The following is a 21,696-nucleotide window of genomic DNA, read 5'->3' as shown; positions in this document are numbered from 1 at the left end:
GTCGCGTCGGCGATCATGGCGGAGGCGGTTGCCGCTGCGTCGACATCAACCGATCGGGGCAGGCGAGTGGTATCGACTGATCGTATCTGACGCCGAGGCCACCTTCGATGCGGCAGTGATTTTCTGGAGCGTCGAAGAGTGCTGTCCCAACCGGACAAAAATGAGGTGAGAGGCTCCCTATCGACGAAGTTTTCGGTTGTTGGCCCGTGCTGCCAGAAGCACGAACGATACCGCCAGTATTGAAGCCAGAAAAATCGAGCCTGACAGGGCATAGATCGTTGGCGACGCGCCCGAGTTCATCTTGCCGAACATCGCCAGTGGCAGCGTGTTTTGCCGTCCGACCAGATAGAAGGCTCGGCCGAATTCATTCAGCGACAGCAGGAATGAGAAGATGAAAGCGGCCACCAGGCCTGGCTTGATCAGTGGCAATGTCACATCCACCAGCTGGCGCCACCAGGAGGCGCCGAGATCGGACGCCGCAAGCAGGTAGGAACGCCTGACGGCTGCCATGCTGGTCAGGATGACGGTGAAGGCGAATGGTAGCGCCCACAAAAGGTGGCTCGCCGCCACTGTGCCCCAAAATGGCTTGAGACCGATGCGTCCGAAGATCACCGAAAGCGACAGCCCCTGGATGATGCCGGGAACGAACATTGGCAGCAACACAAACATGAACCAGCGCGAGCGCCATTTGCCGAGGTCCATGTAAGCGAGCGCCGACAATAGCGCGAGGCCGGTTGCCACCAGCGCGGTAATGGTCGCGACCAGCAGGGATTCCTGCAATGCACTGATGAGGGTGCGTTCCTTGGCGAGCGCGAAATACCAGGTCAGGCTGACATCGGAGAGCGCCGGCAGGGCCGGCTGCAATGCCGGGTTGAATGACACTGCAACCAGATAAAGCGGCGGCAGGTAGATGATTGCCAAACCTATGGCTGTCATCAACCAGATGGCGGCCTTCAGCGGGCGGCTTTCGAAACTGGCTACCATGTGAAACCCTCGAACAGTCTGGTCAGCTTGAACAGACGGTTGCCGATGAATATCAGCCCGAACAGGATGATCAGCACCACGGTCGAGATTGCGAAGGCCAGCGGGAAGTTCACGACCCGCATGACGTCGTTGATCATCACCGAGATCATCGATGCGGCTGCGCCGCCAAGCATCTGCACTTCGGTCGCCGACCCTGCCGCCATGACGAAGACGAAGAGAAATCCGGCGAATATGCCGGCTTGCGTGAGCGGCAGCAGAACCGAGCGGAAGGTGCGCCAGAAGCTCGCGCCAAGGTCCTGGCTGGCGGCGAGCAGCGACGGCTCGACGCGTTGCATCGACAGGATCAGCGGAAAGATGACGAATGGCAGGTAGGAGGCGACCAGGCCGACATTGACGGCAAAATTGGAAAACAGGAGCCAGTCGAGCGGCTGGTCGACGATCCCGAGATCCATCAGCCAGCCATTGATCAGGCCGTTGCGGCCCAGCACCAGCCGCCAGGAAAAGGCGCGGATCATGTACGAGGTAAAGAACGGGATGGTGAACAGCGCCATGAGCAGGAGTGCCGTTCGCCTGCTTGCCAGAAAATGCACCGCCATTGCCGCGGGATAGCCGATGACCACGCAAATTGCGGCGGTCAGGAATGCCTTGCCCAGCGATCCGACGATGACGCTCCATCGCCCGGCCTCGAGGATCGCTGCATAACCGGCCAGGCTGAACTCCGGCCTGATCCAATAGGTCGCGGGGTCCCAGGTCCAGAAACTCCAGACCAGAATGACGATCAGGGGAACGAACCCGAGCAACAGCACGATGAGTGCGGTCGGGAGTGCAAGCAAAAGACCGGGCGATTTCATCTGGTTTCCAGAAAAAGTGCGGTGGGAGCGCGAACCGCTCCCGCCGCTGTTGGTCGCAATCAGGCGTTACGCAGCTTCTGCCACCATTCTTCGTAGAGCTGGAAATTGTCCGGCCGGGTATTCTGCCAGGCGACCTTGCCGCTGAACTTGGCCTTGACGTGCTCTGCCAGCGCCTTGACCTTCGCCGGGTCGAATTCGCTTGCGTGCGCCTCGGCGTAGGCGACATTGCGATCGCTAGGCACGACGTAACCGCGCTGTTCGCCAAGCGTACAGCCATAGAACCCGTCGAACAGCCAGTTCGCGAACTTGTGGGCGTCATCGCCTAGGCCACGGTCGACCGCACCCTTGAGCAGCACCAGGTTGTTGCCCCAGCCTTCGTAGCCTTCGACAGGCGCAGCATACTCGACCTGCAGGCCGCGCTTGCGACCTTCATAGACGATGGGCTCCCACCCAGTCATCGCGAGCACTTCGCCGTCGCCGACGAGCTGCACGCCCTGTTCCCAGCCGCTCCAGAAGGTGCGGAACTGGCCGTCCCGCTTGTGCTTGATGAGGAACTCCATCACCAGGCCAAGCTCGTCCGCGGTCAGGTTGCCTGGATTGCCGATCTTCTGGTTTTCCGACTCCTTCAGATACATGGCGGCAAAGACCGCGCTGTTGATCCAGGCGTCTTCCATCGCCACCTGGCCCTTCAGCTTCGGATCGAAGATGACGCCATAGCTGTCGACCTTGCCCAGCTTGTCGGGGCGATAGATGATCGAGTCTGCGTTGATGACAGCCGGCAGGCCATACTGCTTTCCGTCATGGTGCAGGTAGGGAATATCCTTCGCCCATTGCCAGACGTTTTCGTAGTTGGGGATCTTCGACATATCCCAGGGAACGATTGCGCCCTGGACCGCCAGTTCCTTCTCGGCCCCGCCCTGCAGGCCACCGATATCGAAGAGGTCGTTGGCGTTGCCGGCGACCAAGCGGGCGACAGCCGGACCCGGGTCGTTGCCATTGTCGGTGAAGGCAACGTTCAGGCCCGCGTCGTCGGCTGCCCGAGACCAGGCATCGCCGACGTCGAGCGTACCGGTCGCCCAGAATGCCAGATCGCTCGCAGCCAGTGCCGCCATTGGCCGAAACAGGGTTCCGCCCGCCAGTGCCGCACCGCCGGCCCCGAGGGTCTTGAGCAACTGGCGTCGGTTGAAGTTGCTCGCCATCGGATTGTTCAAAGGATTAATGTGATTTGTCATCGTGTTACCCCTTCTTTTTATGAGATTTCTTCAGGATGATCAGGTGTCACGGTTCGGCGCAGTTCCCGATGCGGGCACGGGTACCAAGGCGCCGCCGGCGAATTCGAGCCGCACTGGATTGCCCGGTTCGGGCCAGGCGTCGGCGAACTCGACCGGGATCTCGGCGTCGAGCTTCTGGCCGTCGCCAAGTTCGAGATAGAAGTCGAAGAACCGGCCTCGAAACTGGCGCCCGGCCACGGTAGCTCTGAGTGAACTGCCGGGCGCTGCATGCCCGTTCGCGAGCGAAATTCGGTCGGGACGAACCGCCAGGAGTCCCATTTCCCCAACGTCGCGAGCGCCTGGCAGAACCAGCCGCTCACCGGCTATGATGGCGACCGTGTCGCCGCCGCTGCGTTCCAGCCTTTCGGGCTTGAGGACGCGTTCCATGCCAACGAAACGTGCGACGAAATCATTGGCGGGATTGGCAAAGAAGTCGGCCGGCCGTCCCACCTGCTCGATCCTGCCCTTGTGCATGATGGCCATGCGGTCGCTGAGGCTCAGCGCCTCGTCCTGATTGTGGGTGACCAGCACGAAGGTCGACCCGGTCCGCTGATGCAGCCTGCCGAACTCGTCGCGCATCTGCTGGCGCAGCCTTTCGTCGAGTCCGGTCAACGGCTCGTCGAGAAGCAGGATGCCCGGCTCCATGACAAGTGCGCGCGCCAGGGCGACCCGTTGCCGCTGTCCACCAGAGAGAACATTGACGTTGCGCTCGGCAAATCCTGCCAGATCGACCAGAGCGAGCGTGCTGTCTACGCGCTTCTTGCGTTCAGAGGCGGCTACGCCCTTCACCTTCAGTCCGTAGGCGACGTTCTCTCCCACTGTCATGTGAGGAAACAGGGCGAGATCCTGGAAGACGGTGTTTGACGGGCGGCGGTTTGCCGGCATGTCGGTGACGTCCTGGCCATCGAACAGGACCCGCCCGGTGGTGGGACGGTCAAAGCCGCCGATCAGCTTTAGTAGCGTACTTTTTCCGGAGCCCGACGAACCGAGCAATGTGAAGAATTCGCCGGCCCCGATCTTTATACCCACGCGCTCCAGGGCTTTGACGGTGCCAAAGGTCCTGGTTACGTTGTCAATTCCAATCGCGATGGCCATGGGCTAGCGGACCTCTTCCGTGATTACCATGATGCCCCGGTCAGTGATTTCCAGGACTTGCCCTGCATGAACAAGCGTTGTCGTGGTTGGCTCCTCGACAAGCAGCGGGCCACTTAGCCGCTCGCCGCAGGGCAGACCGTTACGATCATAGACGGCGCAGAATTTCCAGCCGCCATCGTTGCCGAAATAGACTTTGCGTTCGCCCTTGCGCGCCTTGGCGACAGTACGACCATTATCGTCGATCAGAGGGCAGTCGATGACATTGCCGGCAATCTCGGCCTGAAGATGCAGGTTCGTCACCTCGATGCGTGCATCGGGCAGGCGGAACGAGTAGGCGGTCTCGTGAGCAAGATGGAAGGCCTCGGCGAAATCGACGAGTTGCATCGACGGCGAGAACCGCGTCGACACGCTATGCTCCTGTCCGCGATAGCGCATTTCGACGGTGTAGCTGAAGGCGATGTCGCCCTTGCCGTCGAGATCGAAATAGGACAGTGCCTCATCTTCCATGCCGCTGAACAGGTCGGCCAGTTCGCCAAGCGACGAGGCGGCCAGCGGCGAGAACCAGGTTTTGCGAATGTCCGCGCGCGGATGGGCTGCCAGCATGCCCCAGGCCGAGAAGATGCCCGAATGCGGTGGGATGATGATCGACTTGGCGTTGAGTTCGCGGCCGAGGCGGGCGCCCAGCATCGGCCCGGCGCCGCCGCTTACGATCAGCGCAAGGTCGCGCGGATCGTGGCCGCGCTGGACGGTGACCAGTTTCAGGGCGTTGATCATGTTGGATTCGGCGACGTCGATGATGGCCTGGGCAGCGTCGTCGACGGACAGACCGAGCGGTCCGGCCAGCCTGGTGATGGCCTGGCGCGCGAGTTCGACGTCGAGGGTCATCGCGCCTTCGGCAAATGCGGCAGGATCAAGCAGTCCGATGGCCACCTTGGCGTCAGTGACCGTCGGTTCGGTTCCGCCAAGCCCGTAGCAGGCCGGTCCGGGCGAAGACCCGGCACTTTTCGGTCCCACCCGCAGGCCGCCGGCGGCGTCGATCCATGCGATCGAACCTCCGCCCGAGCCGATCTCGACGATGTCGACCACCGGCACCTGGACCGGATAGCCGGGGAAGGTGCGGGCCCATTCCAACTTGTATTCGGCGTCGAGATTTGGCTTGCCGTCGCGAATGAGCGTGCATTTTGCCGTCGTGCCGCCAACGTCGAGATAAAGGACATCCTTTTCGCCGAGGATCGCGCCGATCCTGGCGGCACCAGCCGCACCGCCCGAAGGGCCGGATTCCACAAGGGTCAGCGGACTGGCGACGGCTTGCGAGAACGTCGCGACTCCGCCATTCGAAAGCATCGCATAATAGGCTGAGTACACGCCCTTGGCGGCAAGCGCCTTTTCGAGATTGGCGAAATAACGTTGGATGATCGGCTGTACATAGGCGTTGAGGGCAACGGTGTTGGTGCGCTCATATTCGCGCCATTGGCGCGAGATCTCGTAGCTGGCGCAGACGGTGACGCCCGGCAGCAGGTCGCGCAGCAGCGCTGCGCAGCGCTTCTCGTGATCCGGATGGGCGTAGCTGTGCAGGAAGATGACCGCTACGGCCTCAACTCCCTCGTCCTGAAACAGGCGCGCGGCCTGGCGAACATCGTCCTCGTTGAGCGGTTCGATGATCCTTCCGTCCGCGCCGACCCGTTCGCGGACCTCTGTACGCAGCTTCCTGGGGATGAACGGTTCGGGGCTGTGGAACTGGAGATTGTAGAGGTCGGGGCGGTTGCCGCGGCCGATCTCGAGGACGTCGCGAAACCCGGCAGTGGTCACCAGGGCGGTCCTGACGCCCTTGCGTTCGGTGATCGCGTTGATCACCGTCGTTCCGCCATGGGCAAAGAACCGGACCTTGTCGGGGTCCAGGCCGCCGGCACTCTCTGCGCGGTCGATCACGTCGAGCACGCCGATGGACTGGTCCTGGGGTGTGGTCAGGCTCTTCGAGGTGAATACCTTGCCCGTCTTCTCGTCATATCCGACGAGATCGGTGAAGGTGCCGCCGACATCGGTTGCAAGTCTGATCATTTCGTCGTCGTGCCCCGGTGGTTGTATTCCGATGCCGCGCGTTCCGCGCTGATGTAGCCGGCGCTGATGTCCTCGGCGATCGCATCCTTGTTTCTCTTGGTTGGATCGCCCCAGCCGCCGCCGCCGCCAGTGGCGATACGCAGCAAGTCGCCTTTGACGACGCGGCGGTGAGACAGGCGCCCATAGGAGGTGGTGTTCGCCGCCTCCTTGTCCACGACATCGAGCCGGTTGAGACTGCCCGCGCCGCCGCCGTCCATGCCCCAGGGCGGCGTCCTCGAGCGGCCGAAGCCGCTGTGGATGTCGGCCTCTCCGGACAGGATCTCGTATTCGCGCACGACCCCGAAGCCGCCGCGCCACTGGCCTGCGCCGGCTCCGCCCTCGACATTGAGCGCGTAGCGCCGAACGTGGAGCGGAAATTTGGCTTCGATCAGCTCCACCGAGTAATTGTAGGTATCGCCGTCGGTCAGGGCGATCACCGCACTGGCGCCGTCGCGACCGGGCGTTCCACCCCAGCCGCCATGCTGCGGCTCGATGTGGATGAACTCTTCGCCGTCGGCGGTCCGGCCATTGATGTATGTCACGCACAGGCTGGAATAGGAGCCGGCGGAGAAACGTTCCGGCATCAGCGGTGCAAGCGCCTTCCATACCAGTTCGGAGGCATGGACGGAGCCTTCGTAGTACCAGCCTGTCGGCGAGGGTTTCTGCGCCGTGAAGACCGTTCCATCGGGAGCGATCACCGAAAGCGGCCGGAACCACCCTTCGTTGGACGGCTCCTGTGGCGCCACCAGCGCCTTGAAGATGGTCTTCACTGCCGAGCTGAGTGCCCCGCGCGCGCAGTTGATCGGGCCTGCCGCGGCTGGTGGGCAGCCGGTGAAATCCACCTCCATGCGGCCGCCCTCGATCCGGATGGCGACCTTCACTTCGATGGGGTCGGTGGTAATGCCATCGCCATCGATGATGTCGGTTGCCTCGTAGATGCCGTCCGGCAGTGCCGCTATGACGTCCTGGCTACGCCGCTCGCTGACGTCGAGGAGGTGGTCGAAGGCGTCCTGGATCGTGGCCGCACCGTACTTTTCGACCATCTCCAGGATGCGGCGCTCGGCGATGCGCACAGTGGCAAGCTGCGCATTGAGGTCGCCCAACGCCACTTCCGGAAGGCGGACATTCTCGCTGATGATACGGACCATGTCAGGCAGCAGCTTGTCGTCGCGGGCAATGCGGACGCAGGGCAGGCGAAGGCCCTCCTGGAAAACCGAATTGGCGTCCGGCGGCAGGCTGCCGGGCACCGCACCGCCGACGTCCAGCCAGTGGGCGACATTGATGGCAAATGCGATGATGCGGCCTTCGGCAAAGATCGGACGCATGATCGCCAGGTCGCAGGAATGCGTACCGCCGGCATAGGGGTCGTTGGTCACCAGCACGTCGCCCGGCGCCATGTCGTCGGCGAACCGCTCGACGAGGCTGCGAACCTGGGTGGCGAAGGTGCCGGTGAACAGCGTGATGCCGTTGGTCTGGGCGATCAGGTCGCAGTCGCGGGTGCAGATGCCGCAGGCGAAATCCAGAACCTCGTAGATGACGGGGCTCATGCTGGTCCGCGCCATCACGATGCCCATCTCGTCGACCATCGACAGTAGCTTGCCCTGGATGATCTCCTGGGTCACGGGATCGACGGTTCGCACCTGCTGCTCCATTCCGCACCTTTATGACTGCAGCGCGTGTATCTGCTGCCCATGCGGAAAGGTTGCATCGAGGAGGGGACTTGCATACCCGACCGATCGGGTGGGCAGGCTGATTGCGTACCTACCCAAAATGACGGTTAGGCTAATAGTCCTAGCTCTCGCGCGACCGAGATGGCCGCAGTGCGCGAGTGGACATTGAGCTTTGAGAAGACATTTCGGACGTGAAACTTCACGGTGTTTTCGCTGACGTCCATATGCCTCGCTATCTCCTTGTTGGAGAAGCCGCCGCAGATCAATGAAATGACCTTCAGTTCCTGCTGGGTCAGCGTATGCGGTGCGCTCGAGGAATCCGCCGCCGTTTCTGCCGAACCTTCTCCTGGAACTGACGCATCTGCCGGCGCAAAGATCTGGCCGACGCGCCGGGCGATAAGGCTGTCAGGGCCGGCTTCCTGCGCGCGCCGGCGCAGCAAGGCGAGCATGTCGGGACCCTCCTCGAAAAAGGCCGCGCGATAGGTTGCGCTGGGCAGGGTCAGTAGGATTTCGTCTAGCACGGAAGCGGTGCGTTCTACCTTGCCGGTCTTCATGCCGGCCAGCACCGCCAGCAGGCGCATCCGGAGCATTCTCGGCACACTGAAGGGACGTTCCTGGGCCACCTCCAGGCGCTGCAGCATGTCGAGTGCGCGCTCCGTCTGGCCTTCCTGTATCCAGATCCGTACCCACAGCGTTGCGGGTACCTCGCCGCGTAGCCGGAACGAAAGCCGGTTGCGCTCGATGTCGAACGCCGTTTCCGCGCCGAGATCGAAACGGTCGGCGAAACGCTTTGCGCCCTGGATGTCGCCGAAGTGGATGAGAGAGCGCATCTGCTCTCGTGCTACCAGCCTTTGCAGGCGAGGAAAGCCACGGCGCTGTGCGGTGCGCCTTGCCTGTTCGAGCACGGCGTCCACGCCGTCAAAATCGTTCCTGACCATTCTTGCGCGAATGCGGGACAGATAGGCTGCGGCCAACAGGTCGAACCAACAGTCGTTCTTCTCCAGATGCGGCAGCGACCATTCAAGGATGCGCTCGGCGCCATCATGAAGACCACGCTCCGACAGCGTCTCGGCCAGCAGGACCTGGGCGATCGCGTCGAGGTCGCAACCCTTGCCAATGGCATTCTGCGCGTCGCTGGCCAGGCGCTCGTAGGCCGCACTCGCGCCTTCCATGTCGCCGCGAAAGAACTGTGCCTGCCCGACATGGACATGGAGATGCATCGCCCCGAAAAGCGCTCCTGCCTGGGTAAAGGACTGGATCGCCAGGTTGCCGTGGCGCTCGGCGCGCTCGAACTCGCTGCGCTCCAGATACTGGAAGCACAGCAGATTGTAGGTCAGTGCGCGCTGCACGGGTTCCACCAGCTCAAGCAGCGTCAGATCGCGCTCGAGAAGCGACAGGTCGAGGGCTTCGATGCGATCGTCCCGGTACAGCGCCATGAGCGCGCCGATCAGGCGGACCTCGTTGACCAGGATATTGTCGGAACGGTCGATGGTCCGATCGACCAACTCGAAATAATGAGTCGCCAGTGCCAGGTTCCCGCCCTTGGCCGCGGCGACGGCCAGTCCGAGAAAGCTGCGTGGAAACTTTGCGGCTTCCGGTTCGGGCAGCACCGCCGCCAGCGCATGAAACTGCTGCAGCAGCCCGCGGGCGCCGGCATAGACCTGTCGCCATCCCCCCGCGTTTTCGGAGAATTCCCCGGCAAGGCGGAAGTCTTCCGCATGCAAGGCGTGGCGGATGGCACTCGCCCAGTCGCGCCGGGCTGCATACCAGTGTGCGGCACTGCGCCTGATCTGGTTGATGTCCAGCCCGCGCGCGAGGGCTTCCTGCATCAGGTATTCCTGGAACACCGCATGCAGTTTGAACTGCTTGTGCCCATCATCGAACGCCTCGATCGGCAAGCCTCCGATTGCGATGTCGGAGGTCAGTTCGGCGGCGGCGGCAGGGCTGACGACCGCGCTCGCCAGCTCGGCGCTGAAATAGGGCAGGGCCGCAACGCCGACCAGCGCCGACTGCATATGGACCGAGAGCGACGAAAAGACCTGTTCGGACAGGTAGCGTGCCATATCCAACTGGGTGCCGCTGAATTCAAGCAGGTCCCTGTCGGTCACGGCCCCGTCACGCAACAGCACCCGAGCAAGCTGCAGCGCCACGGCCCAGCCCTGGGTCTTCTGGACCAGGGCTTCGATCTGCGATTTATCGAGCTTTACCCCGGCCATGGCGAGCAGGTTCTGAGCCTCTCCGGGCGAGAAACGCAGATCGCTGGCCTTCAGATAGGTGAGTTGGCCATTCAGCTGCATCGCCGAGATCGCCAACCTCGGCTCCGACCTGGAGATGATCAGCAGCCTGAGGTTTCGTGCCTGCGGCGAAAACAGGAGCCGCGCCAGCGTCGCGTCGTTTTCATCGCTCTGGGCGAAATGATAGTCGTCGAGGAACAGGTACAGGGGGCGGCGCAGCCGTTGCAACTGGGTCAGGATGACGCCCAGAACATGCTGCTGCGACAGACTGGAATAATCCTGCGCCGCAGCGGGAAAGACGTGTGCTGCGGTGAGAACTCCGAGCAGTCCGAGGAGGAAGTGGGTGCCGTCGCGATCGTCGCCATCCAGCGCGGCCCAGGCTGCCTGGTGGCCTTGCTTGCGCAGATCCTCGTAACGCTGGTTCATCAACGAGGACTTGCCGAAGCCGGCAGGTGCTATGACCAACGTCAGGCGCCGGTCGCCGGCATCGTCGAGCAGCCTCAGCGTCCGGACGCGCCTGACCTGCGCCATGCGCGCATCGGCCTCACCTTCAGAGATGCGCTTGGGCGCCACCATTCTGTCAGAATCCAGGATCAATCAACATGCCGATATCATGAGCCGCGCGAACATGTACACCTTGAGGCCATCCGGGGGCAGCCTATGTGCTGCGGATGGCCATCTGCGAGGCGGTGACCCGGCCGACCATGCGCTTCGTGCCTGTGAAGACGCCTGACCACGCTTGTCATCGCCCACCGGCTTGCCACTATCGCCCATGCCGACCGCATTCAAAACGCTTCACCATCGCAAAACAATGCGGCACCCAGCACGCCACCAACCACGCCGGGGCCGGTGGATGATGCCAGCGGCGCGCTCAGTAGTCCTCTCGATGCCGCAGGCTGGCCAAGGACTTCGAGAACCTCTCACATAACGCGCTCGCCTTCCTCAACTGGCGTCCATTCGCCTCATGCTCGGAAGGCTTTGCTTTTCCGAAGATCGCCGCCGTCACTGCCTGTGCGCCGTCCGCTGTTGTGTGATCTCCATCGTCAGTCTAGCATCCGAGTGCCACAGATACTGAACCGTTCCGACGGAAACGCAGCCCATGCAGATCGGTAAAGCGCGCACAGCCACTACTGAAATCTGTATTGCGGTAGCAGACGCAGTCGAAGTGCGAGGCAGGGATCTCTGCGGCGATCTTATGGGTCGGCTGAGCTTCACTGCGTATTTCTATCTGCTCTTGACCGGGCGCGAGCCGACTGAAGATCAGCGCTACTTCCTGGACCTCTTGCTCGTTGCGATCGCCGAACACGGGATGATGCCCACTGTCCAGGCGGCGCGGATGACTCTCGCCTCCGATCCCAATGCACTACAGGGCGCGTTGGCCGCGGGTGTTCTCGGCTGCGGCCCCGTAATCCTTGGTACCTCCGAACTCTGCGGCGCGCTTCTCCTAAAGGCGCGTGCCCGGGTGACCGAGGGCGGGGATGCCGACGAGGTCGTCCTGGAGTTGGCTCGCGAAATCCGTGAAGCGGGCGGAAAGGCGCCGGGCTTCGGGCATCCCGTGCATCGGCCGCTCGACCCGCGCGCCGAGCGCATCCTGGAACTTGCCGACCAGCGCGGCGTCAGCGGCCCGCATGTCGATCTGGCGCGGCGCATGCGCGAAGCGGTGGCGCAGGTATGGGGGAAGCAGCTCGTCTTGAACGTCTCGATGCCGATTGCCGCAGTCCTGCTCGATCTCGACTTCCCTCCCGCATTTCTCAAGGCGATCCCGCTGCTTGCCCGCACCGGCGGCCTCCTTGCTCATCTTGCGGAAGAACAGCAAAACCCCATCGGCTTTGTCCTCGCCGGCCATGCGGAAGCGGCCGTTTCCTACGGTGCCAATAACAGGACCTGAGCCATGTTCGACCCGGAGGTGGAAACCAACCCCTGGCGCGATCAGGTCAGGCAGGACGACGCTCAGTACCGCCGGCAGGTCGGATATCTCCTCGCCCACTCGGCCTTCTACCACAGCAAGCTGAAGCAGGCCGGCTTTGCCACCGCGGAAGAGATCGGCGGTCTGGATTCGATCGAGAAGCTGCCGTTCACCGAGAAGGACGAGATCAGGGCGTCATGCAGCGAGAATCATCCGATCGGCACGCATCTGGCGGTCCGCAGGGAAGAGATCGTGCGCATCTTCTCTACAAGCGGCACAACCGGTACTCCCAGTTACATTCCTCTCACGGCGCAGGATCTCGAAAACTGGGTCGTGACCTCAGCCCGGAGCTATTCGGCTTCGGGCATCAGTCCGGGCGAAGCGATCGTCTCGACCTACAATGCCGGACCTTTCGTGGCGGGCGCGGCGCTCGGCGCCTTCGATCGGCTCGGCATGACCCACGTTCCCGTGGGTACGGGCAATACCGAGCGCTTGATAACCGCCATCCGCCTCCTGAAGCCGGCGGCGGTGGTGATGACGCCCTCCTACGCGGCCTACCTCGCAGAATGGGCGGAAGAGCGGCGCTTCGACCTCAAGGGGTCCAGCGTGAAGCGCGTTCTGGTCGCTGGCGAGCCCGGCGGCGGCGAACCGGCCCTGCGCGCGCGCCTCGAAGAGGCATGGCGCGCCAAGGTGACGGAGGCCATGGGGATCGGCGACATCGGGGTTTCGCTGTGGGGCGAATGCGAAGAGCAATGCGGCATGCATCTCGGCGGCCGCGGCTTCGTCCATCCCGAGCTGGTCGATCCGGAAAGCGGCGCACCGATTGCAATGGAGGACGGTGCGCGCGGCGAACTTGTATTGACCCATCTGCGCCATCAGGCTGCGCCGCTGCTGCGGTTCCGGACGCGCGATCATGTCCAGGTCTGGAGTTCGCCCTGCCGGTGCGGCCGCACCGCGCCTCGGGTCCGCTGCATCGGCCGCACTGACGACATGCTTCTCGTGCGCGGCGTCAATGTTTTCCCATCGGCCATTCGCGAGGTGGTCAATCAGTTCATGCCGGAGGTGAGTGGCATGATCCTGGTCAAGCCGCAGGACCCGGGCGTACGGCAAGAACCACCTGTGCCGGTGGTGGTCGAACTGGCGAAGGATTCCGCTGCCGATCCGGAACTTGCAGCGAGAATTCAGAAGCGGTTCCGCGATATGCTCGTCTTCACCGCGCAGGTCGATCTGGTGCCGTGGGGCACGCTCCAGCGCAGCGAATACAAGTCAAAGCTAGTTCAGCGCTAGACGCAACTGCGGAAGAGAATCGACGCGAAGGATACGGCAAACCCACATTGCCTCTCAAACCGGGGGATCATCATGACTGCGCCCAGACCGTCCAAGACACACATCGGAAACCATCGGCTGCATCCGGAAACGTTAATGCTGAGCTACGGCTTTGATCCGCAACTGTCGGAAGGAGCGGTGAAGCCGCCGGTGTTTCTCACCTCGACCTTCGTGTTCAAATCAGCCGAAGAGGGGCGCGATTTCTTCGATTTCGTCTCCGGCCGCAAGGAGCCGCCAAGCGGAACCGGAGCCGGACTCGTCTACTCGCGCTTCAATCATCCCAACAGCGAAATCGTCGAGGATCGCCTGGCAATCTATGAAGGTGCGGAGGCCTGTATCCTGTTCTCGTCCGGCATGTCGGCTATTGCGACCACTTTGCTTGCCTTCGCGCGCCCGGGTGATGCCGTCGTGCATTCACAGCCGCTTTATGGCGGCACCGAAACGTTGTTTGCCAAGACGCTGGCCAATTTCGGCATTGGCTCTGTGGGTTTCTCCGACGGTGTTGATGAAACCGCCATTCGCGCTGCTGCCGATGAAGGCTGCGAGCGAGGCCGCGTCTCAGTGATCTTTATCGAAACGCCCTCGAATCCGACCAACACGTTGGTCGATTTTCTGGCTGTCGGCCGCATCGCCGATGAGATCGCCGCCAAACAGGGCCATCGCCCGGTCATCGTGTGCGACAACACGTTGCTCGGACCGGTGTTCCAGCGTCCACTCGACCACGGTGTCGACATTTCGGTCTATTCCCTGACCAAATATGTCGGCGGCCATTCCGATCTGATCGCCGGCGCGGCCCTCGGCAGCAAGGCCATCACCAAACCGATCAAGGCACTCAGAGGAGCGATTGGTACACAACTTGATCCCCATTCTTGCTGGATGCTCGGCCGCTCGCTGGAAACTCTGAGCATTCGCATGGAGAAGGCCAACGCCAACGCCCGCATCGCCGCCGAATTCCTGGCCGAGCATCCCAAGGTCGCAAGGGTGGCCTATCTGCCGTTCCTCGGCGAAGACACCCCGGCTGCACATGCCTTCAGAACGCAATGCACAGGCGCCGGGTCGACGTTCTCGTTCGACATTGTCGGTGGTCAGGCCGCAGCATTCGCCTTTCTCAACGCCTTGCAGATTTTCAAGCTTGCGGTCAGCCTCGGCGGCACAGAATCGCTGGCGAGCCACCCAGCCGCTATGACCCATTCCGGTGTGCCCAGAGACGTCCGGGAACGGATAGGCGTTCTTGACTCGACAATAAGGCTGTCGATCGGCGTCGAGCATCCCGACGACCTTGTCGCCGACCTCGCGCAGGCGTTAGCTGACGCCTGACGTGTTACCAAAGCGCGGCATCGACGCGCTGGACAAGCAAGCCGCCAATCTCCGCGCCAGCGCGTAACAGCAGCACTTGCTCGACGCTTATTCCCCCGGACTGCTGCCCGAAGCACTGGATCGCGGAGTGTGCCCCTACGTTTGGCAGAGCGGTCCAGCGCATCGATCTCGTCGCGCATGGCGTCGATCTCGAGCGCAAAGATCTTGGTCAGCTGTTCTTTCGTCGCCATCCTCGCAATCGGCATCAGTTCGAGATGCAACAGCAGGGCATTGAGCCGCCGCGCCACCACAGACGCCTTCTTACGGTCCGAGAGCCTAAGGCTCACTGAAAGCCTGCCGTTGCCTGTCGCCGACGCGAATCCGACGGGAATGCGGGCCCGCCAATAGAAGACGGGACCCTGAGAACGAAGTTTTCGATCTGATGCCTGCGCAATCCCCATCCACCCGTGCTCCGCTCGTCCAGGCCGGATGGACACCAGCTCTGGACATCAGTTGTGGGCACCACTTGTGGAAGGCCGATTCGACGTGAAACGATGACCTGATCAACGGCCATGGATCCCGCGGATTTCAAAGCTTCTGGGAGGCGAGTTGGCTGGGGAACCTGGACAGTAATCCAACTTTGTTCAAGCCATTGATGCGTAACAACCTATTGCAAATAAAAGGCTTATTTTCTAGAGCTGTTCCGGTTTTATGTTCCGGAATTGTGTTACGGATGGGCGAAATTGGCAAGGGTTACATATCTCGAACGACGTGGCGCTACCTACTACGCGAGACTGGATGTCCCGCTTGACCTGGTAAGCCATTACGGCACGACGACGCGCAAGAAGTCTCTGCGCACCAAGGACGAGAACGAGGCGAAGAAGCGGCTCTGGCCCGTCATCGAGAGCTGGCGTGCTGAGTTTGACGAGGTTCGCGCCCGCCGCGAGATCACCGCCGACGATAGCGGGCTTGCTGTTTGGCAGCATTACGAGAAGACGATCGAACGGTATGATCGAAAGCAACAGAGCATGCCAACACGCGCCCAGACAGAGGCGGAGTTGCGGAGGCTCTACGACTTGATCGACCGGGGAAAGATCACTGGCGACAATCCTTATGCCATGATCAATGCTTATGTCGACTACGAGCTGATGCTCCGGGCGCGTGACGACGACGCGAACCTACGGTCGCGTCGCCTGACTGCCCTTAAGGCAGCTGTCGGTTCGGGAGACATTCGGCTCGTCGAGCCGGCGGTTGGGAGCTTCCTTAAGCAAAACAACCTTCTCGTTGAACCGGACTCCGATCAATACCGCGATCTGTGTGCATCGATGGCTCGCGCTGAGATCGAAGGTTTGCAGCGAACTCTTGAGCACGATAAGGGAGATTTTTCCGGGGCGCCAAAGGATCCTATCGTCAAGCCTGTCAGCCGCCCGGTCCATGAAGCCGCTCCTCCTGGAGAAACGATCATGGAACTCTTCGAATCTTACGCTCGTGAGAACCCGAACCAGATCAAGCAGGACACACTGGCGCAGGCTCGCCGCGACGTTGGATTGTTTGTCGAGTACGTCGGCTCCACATTCCCCGCTCACCGGATCGACAAGAAGGCAGCTCGGGAGTGGAAAGCTCTTCTGCTGCAGTATCCTGTTAAGGCGACGGAAACGAAAGCGTTTCAGGGGATGACGATTATGCAGATCGTCGAGCATAACAAGACGATCAAAAAGCCTGTGATCAGCTCCACGACCGTCAATCGCTACCTCTCCGGTTTCAGCGCGTTTTGCACGTGGATGACGAATCACGGCTATCTGAATCAGAATCCAGCGTCAGACATGTTTTTGAAGAAATCGAAGGATAAGACAACGAAGCCGTTCACCGTCGAAGAGATGAACGCGCTTTTTAGATCCCCGTTCTTTACTGGGTGTCAATCGCATGAGGCCCCTCGCTTTTGGAGCAAGTCCGGAAACATGCAAATCCGCGACCATCGTTACTGGGTGCCGCTTGTTATGCTCTTCTCCGGGGCTCGGCCGGGGGAGGTCGCTCAGCTCGCCATTGATGATGTACGTCAGGAACATGGGCACTGGATCATGCACATCACTACCGAAGGGGATGGGGACAAAAGCGTCAAGACTGATGGATCTATGCGAGTGGTTCCTATCCACCCCGAGCTCGTGCAGCTTGGTTTCCTGCGTTACCAGGCTGAAATGAAGCAAGGTGGAGAAATGCGGCTTTTCCCAAGTGCCGGGCGCAACGAGCGCGGGCAGATGATCGCTGATTTCAGTCGCGATTTTCCCCGTTATCTGACGAAGATCGGGTTAAAGGAAGGCCGCGGTCTTTCCCTATACAGTTTTCGGCACGGGGCAGCAGACGCCCTGCGACGCGCGGGCTACTTGGACGAGCAGTTTGGCTTCATTCTAGGACATACCGCAGGCACGATGACCCAGCGTTACGGTACGTTGCCGCAGGGCATGCTTGATCAAAGGGTCGAACTCATCAACTCGATTGCCTATCCCGGATTAACGCTGGATCATTTAAGGACCGAAATCGGAGCAGGTTGACGTGTGCCTTTTTCTTTATCGCTTATCACCGTTAACGATCTTCTTTAGGGCCTGGAGTTGGTCGGGAGTGCTTTTAGGGAGACCTTAATCAGCTGGCAATGTAGACACAAATCGTCGATGCAGTTAGGCAATGATACCTGATTACTTTTGAGCTTTAACAGCGTCCATACGGGTCCTTATGAAGATTCTCGACAACACTTCGCGACTGCTTGGTGATGACCTGAAGGAAACGCTTACTCGCGGCTCGCGCGTCAAAATTGCCGCGTCCTGCTTCTCGATTTACGCTTTCGAGGCGCTGAAGTCTGAACTTTCGAAGATAGATAGTCTGCAGTTCATTTTTACGTCGCCCACTTTTGTCGCGACGGATGCAACGGATCGACTGCGGAAGGAGAAACGTGAGTTCTTCATCCCGAAGGCCAGCCTGGAGAGCAGCCTATATGGCACCGAGTTCGAGATCAAACTCCGCAACAAACTGACCCAGCGTGCTGTGGCGCGGGAGTGCGCGGAATGGATCCGGAAGAAGGCGCGGTTTAAGTCTAACGCGACGCAGGCAGCTATGCAGCCGTTTGCCCATGTGGACAACGGCGCTGCGGCCGTTGCCTATATGCCGATCAGCGGATTCACGGCCGTCGACCTTGGCTATCAGAAAGGCAACGCTGTCTCAAACTTTGTGACCCGGATGGATGAGCCGGTCCATGCCGGGGTCTATCTTCAGCTTTTCAATCAAATCTGGAATGACGCCGACAAGCTGAAGGACGTCACGGACGACATCCGCGACCACATCGAGGCTGTCTACCAGGAAAATGCTCCGGAACGCGTCTATTTTCTGATGCTCTACAATATCTTCCGCGAGTTCCTCGAGGACATCAGCGAGGACGTCCTGCCGAACGACCTGACCGGCTATCAGGAGAGCATCGTCTGGAACAAGCTGTTCAACTACCAGCGGGACGCGGCGACGGGGATCATCAACAAGTTGGAGACCTATAACGGTTGCATCCTGGCGGACTCGGTAGGTCTTGGAAAGACGTTCACAGCCCTTGCCGTCGTCAAATATTACGAACTACGCAACAAGTCGGTGCTGGTGCTTTGCCCGAAGAAGCTGGCCGACAACTGGCGGAACTACAACACCAATCTCACCACCAACATCTTCGCCAAGGATCGCTTCAATTATGACGTGCTCTGCCATACCGATTTGTCGCGCACGTCGGGTGAATCGTTCGGAATTCCGCTGAACCGGGTTAACTGGGGCAATTACGATCTCGTGGTGATCGATGAATCCCACAATTTCCGGAACAACGACGTCTTCAAGGATCGCGAGACCCGTTACCAGAAGCTGATGAACAAGGTCATCCGCGCGGGCGTGAAGACCAAGGTGCTGATGCTCTCGGCGACGCCGGTGAACAACCGCTTCAACGATCTACGTAATCAGCTCGCTCTCGCCTATGAAGGGCAGTCGGACACACTCAGCAAGAGCCTGAAATCGCAGACCAGCATTGAGGAGATCTTTCGGCGCGCCCAGAAGGCATTTAACGAATGGTCGGCGCTGCCGCCAGACGAGCGAACCGCTGCCACAATCCTAAAGACGCTGGACTTCGACTTCTTCGAACTACTGGATGCCGTGACTATTGCCCGGTCGCGCAAGCATATCGAGACCTTCTACGACACGAGGGACATCGGCAAGTTTCCCCAGCGCCGCAAGCCACTGTCGTTCCATTGCCCGATCACACAGCGACCGGATGTGATGGGTCTGAATGAGATCTTCGGCCAGTTATCGGTGTTGAAGCTCGCGGTCTATGCGCCGATCAGCTACATCCTGCCAAGCCGGCTCCGGAAGTACGAGGAGATCTACGACACCCAGGTCGAAGGCGGCCGTGGCAAACTCCGGCAGGCCGACCGCGAGCGCAGCCTCCAGGCGCTGATGACGACGAACCTCCTCAAGCGCCTCGAAAGCTCCGTGGAAGCCTTCCGCCTCACCTTGCGAGCTTTGGACGGCAACATAGCGCGGGCGCTCGATGCCATTGCCGAGTATGAGACAACCGGGCGTGGTGGCAGCATCAGTGACCACCTGGAGGATATGGGCGATTTCGACCCGGAGGATGATGACCTCTCCGGGCTCGATGAGTTTACCGTTGGCAAGAAGGTGCAGATCAGCCTTGGCGACATGGACCTGCCGTCCTGGAAGCACGATCTCGCAGCGGACCATGCCCTGATCGAAGCCCTGATCGCGTCGATGGACAAGGTGGCGCCGGGAGACGACGCCAAACTTCAGCACCTGATCTCGCTTCTTGAGCAGAAGGTCGCGGAACCGCTCAATCCCGGTAATCGCAAGGTCATCGTGTTCACGGCCTTTGCCGACACTGCCAATTACCTCTACGAGAACCTAGTGCCATTTGCCCATGGTCTTGGGCTGCATGTGGGCCAGGTCACAGGCTCGAGTGCTCCGAAAACCACGCTCAAAAAGGCTTACGACTTTCAGAGCGTGCTGACGCTGTTTTCGCCACGCTCGAAGGAAAAGGCTGTCGTTCTGGCCCACGAGACGGCCGAGCTGGATATCCTGATCGGTACGGATTGCATCTCAGAAGGCCAGAACCTGCAGGACTGCGACTTTCTGGTCAACTACGACATCCACTGGAACCCAGTGAGGATCATTCAGCGTTTCGGGCGTATCGACCGTATCGGTTCGCCCAATGACCAGATCCAGCTCGTCAACTACTGGCCGGACATCACGCTGGACGAATATATCAATCTCAAGGAGCGTGTTGAAAACCGCATGGTGATCGCCGACGTCACGGCGACCGGCGACGACAATGTGCTGACCGCCAAGTCCAGCGACATTGCCTATCGCAAGGAACAGCTCAAGCGGATGCAGGAAGAGGTGATCGAGCTGGAAGACGTGAAGGCCGGCATCTCGATCACCGACCTTGGCCTTAACGATTTTCGTATGGACCTGCTCAACTACGTCAAGGAACATGGTGACCTGGAAACCGCGCCGTTTGGCATGCACGCTGTCGTGCCGGCGGCCGACGAGCTTGGACTGCGGCCCGGCGTAATCTTCGCGCTGAAGAACGTGCACCATAGCGTCAACATCAATCAGCAGAACCGCCTGCATCCCTTCTACCTAGTCTATATCGATGACGAAGGCGAGATCGTCGCAGACCATACCGAGGTGAAGCGGCTGCTTGATCTGATCCGCAGCAGTTGCAAGGGGCGCGCCGAGCCGATCCCGGATGTCTGCCGCCTGTTCAACGAGCGGACCGAAGACGGCCGCCAGATGGGGCGCTATTCCGATCTGCTCAGCCAGGCGATCCGTTCGATGATCGAGGTCAAGGAAGAAAAGGACATCGACAGCCTGTTCAGCGGCGGCCGCACGACCGCGCTGACGCACACGATCAAGGGGCTGGATGATTTCGAGCTGATCGCCTTCCTGCGCGTCGAAGGAGGCCCGCGCGTTGACGGAGGTGCCTCGTGACCCTCTACGACTGGCCGCGCGCCAGCGCCTTCGGGCGGGTTATCCCCAAGAACAAGATCTATGAGCATGCGGGCGCCAATGCCGCGCTCAAGGACCTGTTCGTGCGGGAGGTCGATCAGATCGTCTGGTCTCACAAGCTGGCGCCGGAGACGATCAATCTGCCCGCGACGAAGGCGGTGACCGAAATCCAGGTGTTCCGGATAACCCAACGGGGAAAATCCCTTAGCATTGACGCGCTGCGCGCTATCGATCGTGCTATCCCGTTTCCATTGCTGTTCGAACTGGCGCATGACGGCAAGGTCAAGCTCGCCGCGGCCTATAAACGGCCAAGCGAAGCCGATAGCACGAAATGGGTGTTGGGCGATTATTTCGATAGCGAATGGCTGAAAGATGATGCGCCGCGTGTAGCGCTCCCCGTGGCGCTAACGATGGGCGCGCTGTACGAACAGCTTCTCGGCCCCCTGGTCGAGGAGCAGACCGTCCGGCTGGTGCCCGGTGCCATAGCCGGCTTTGGGGAAGCCCCGCAGGCTTCGTTCGCAGCGGCGCCAGTGGTGCATCCGCTGTCACTGGAGGAAAGGATCGCCCAGGCGGAGGCAATCAAGACAGCGACCCGCGAGGTCGAACGGATCAAGGTTCGGCTGTTCCGCGAGAAGCAATTCAACAAGCGCGTGGGGATTAATGCTGAGCTGCGCGCTGCAAGGGAAGAGTTGAGAAGGTTGATGGGGGGTGGTGACGGGGAAGTCGAATGAACCTTATCAGATGGCGCTGGTCGAGAGTTATAGGCCCCAAAGCTCGTCTGGTCTGCATGGAGACGTCCACATCCGCCCTCGCCCCGGACAGGGTTTTCAAACCACGATGCATGTTGAATGTTCGAAGAGCCGCAATTATCCCGTGGGAACGGTATTTAAGATACACGCGAAGCTGACCGACCGTGAAGGATCGGGTGAC

At 60.8% G+C, this 21,696-nt stretch carries 14 protein-coding genes and 1 pseudogene; 8 read left to right on the top strand and 7 right to left on the bottom strand.

What is annotated here, in order from left to right; translation table 11 throughout:
* Positions 1 to 177: 177 nt before the first annotated feature.
* The 7 genes from GGQ99_RS08250 to GGQ99_RS08220 all read right to left on the bottom strand — a co-directional run bounded on the left by GGQ99_RS08250 (position 178) and on the right by GGQ99_RS08220 (position 10,280).
* The gene (locus tag GGQ99_RS08250; RefSeq protein WP_183261929.1) at positions 178 to 984 is read right to left on the bottom strand and encodes an ABC transporter permease; all 807 of its coding nucleotides are present in this window, start codon (positions 982 to 984) and stop codon (positions 178 to 180) included.
* Complete coding sequence (locus GGQ99_RS08245; RefSeq protein ID WP_183261927.1) at positions 978 to 1,835, bottom strand: ABC transporter permease; 858 nt, start codon at positions 1,833 to 1,835, stop codon at positions 978 to 980. The genes GGQ99_RS08250 and GGQ99_RS08245 overlap by 7 nt, the downstream gene beginning before the upstream one ends.
* 59 nt (positions 1,836 to 1,894) lie before the next feature.
* The gene (locus GGQ99_RS08240) at positions 1,895 to 3,067 is read right to left on the bottom strand and encodes an ABC transporter substrate-binding protein (RefSeq protein ID WP_246389446.1); all 1,173 of its coding nucleotides are present in this window, start codon (positions 3,065 to 3,067) and stop codon (positions 1,895 to 1,897) included.
* A gap of 39 nt (positions 3,068 to 3,106) precedes the next feature.
* Entirely contained in the window at positions 3,107 to 4,201 is a 1,095-nt protein-coding gene (locus GGQ99_RS08235) for an ABC transporter ATP-binding protein (protein WP_183261925.1), read from the bottom strand.
* A 3-nt stretch (positions 4,202 to 4,204) separates the two neighbouring features.
* The gene (locus GGQ99_RS08230; RefSeq protein WP_183261924.1) at positions 4,205 to 6,259 is read right to left on the bottom strand and encodes a hydantoinase/oxoprolinase family protein; all 2,055 of its coding nucleotides are present in this window, start codon (positions 6,257 to 6,259) and stop codon (positions 4,205 to 4,207) included.
* Positions 6,256 to 7,938, bottom strand: coding sequence for a hydantoinase B/oxoprolinase family protein (locus GGQ99_RS08225; protein WP_425486781.1), 1,683 nt, complete (start codon positions 7,936 to 7,938; stop codon positions 6,256 to 6,258). The genes GGQ99_RS08230 and GGQ99_RS08225 overlap by 4 nt, the downstream gene beginning before the upstream one ends.
* A gap of 137 nt (positions 7,939 to 8,075) precedes the next feature.
* The gene (locus GGQ99_RS08220; RefSeq protein WP_183261920.1) at positions 8,076 to 10,280 is read right to left on the bottom strand and encodes a LuxR C-terminal-related transcriptional regulator; all 2,205 of its coding nucleotides are present in this window, start codon (positions 10,278 to 10,280) and stop codon (positions 8,076 to 8,078) included.
* On the opposite strand from GGQ99_RS08220, the gene GGQ99_RS08215 reads away from it, so the two are divergent.
* The 8 genes and pseudogenes from GGQ99_RS08215 to GGQ99_RS08180 all read left to right on the top strand — a co-directional run bounded on the left by GGQ99_RS08215 (position 10,248) and on the right by GGQ99_RS08180 (position 21,497).
* Complete coding sequence (locus tag GGQ99_RS08215) at positions 10,248 to 10,895, top strand: hypothetical protein (protein WP_183261918.1); 648 nt, start codon at positions 10,248 to 10,250, stop codon at positions 10,893 to 10,895. The genes GGQ99_RS08220 and GGQ99_RS08215 overlap by 33 nt on opposite strands.
* Before the next feature lie 191 nt (positions 10,896 to 11,086).
* Positions 11,087 to 11,181: pseudogene (locus GGQ99_RS08210) on the top strand (IS5/IS1182 family transposase); the annotation flags it as partial.
* A gap of 120 nt (positions 11,182 to 11,301) precedes the next feature.
* Positions 11,302 to 12,090 carry a citryl-CoA lyase gene (locus GGQ99_RS08205; protein WP_183261916.1) on the top strand — a complete coding sequence of 263 codons (789 nt, stop codon included), beginning with the start codon at positions 11,302 to 11,304 and terminating at the stop codon, positions 12,088 to 12,090.
* A gap of 3 nt (positions 12,091 to 12,093) precedes the next feature.
* Positions 12,094 to 13,395: a phenylacetate--CoA ligase family protein gene (locus GGQ99_RS08200; protein ID WP_108608517.1), complete on the top strand. Its 1,302-nt coding sequence runs from the start codon at positions 12,094 to 12,096 to the stop codon at positions 13,393 to 13,395.
* 72 nt (positions 13,396 to 13,467) lie between these two features.
* On the top strand, positions 13,468 to 14,751 hold the full coding sequence (locus tag GGQ99_RS08195) for a cystathionine gamma-synthase family protein (RefSeq protein ID WP_183261914.1): 1,284 nt from the start codon (positions 13,468 to 13,470) through the stop codon (positions 14,749 to 14,751).
* 722 nt (positions 14,752 to 15,473) lie between these two features.
* Positions 15,474 to 17,279 (top strand): site-specific integrase, encoded by a 1,806-nt coding sequence (locus GGQ99_RS08190; RefSeq protein WP_183261912.1) that lies wholly within the window; start codon positions 15,474 to 15,476, stop codon positions 17,277 to 17,279.
* A gap of 178 nt (positions 17,280 to 17,457) precedes the next feature.
* On the top strand, positions 17,458 to 20,748 hold the full coding sequence (locus GGQ99_RS08185; RefSeq protein ID WP_183261910.1) for a helicase-related protein: 3,291 nt from the start codon (positions 17,458 to 17,460) through the stop codon (positions 20,746 to 20,748).
* A complete protein-coding gene (locus GGQ99_RS08180; RefSeq protein WP_183261909.1) occupies positions 20,745 to 21,497 on the top strand; it encodes a DUF4391 domain-containing protein in 753 nt (250 codons plus the stop codon). The genes GGQ99_RS08185 and GGQ99_RS08180 overlap by 4 nt, the downstream gene beginning before the upstream one ends.
* Positions 21,498 to 21,696 lie beyond the last annotated feature (199 nt).

The organism is Aminobacter niigataensis (genome assembly GCF_014200015.1).
Taxonomy (GTDB): domain Bacteria; phylum Pseudomonadota; class Alphaproteobacteria; order Rhizobiales; family Rhizobiaceae; genus Aminobacter; species Aminobacter niigataensis.
This window is presented reverse-complemented; position numbering and strand designations above follow the sequence as displayed.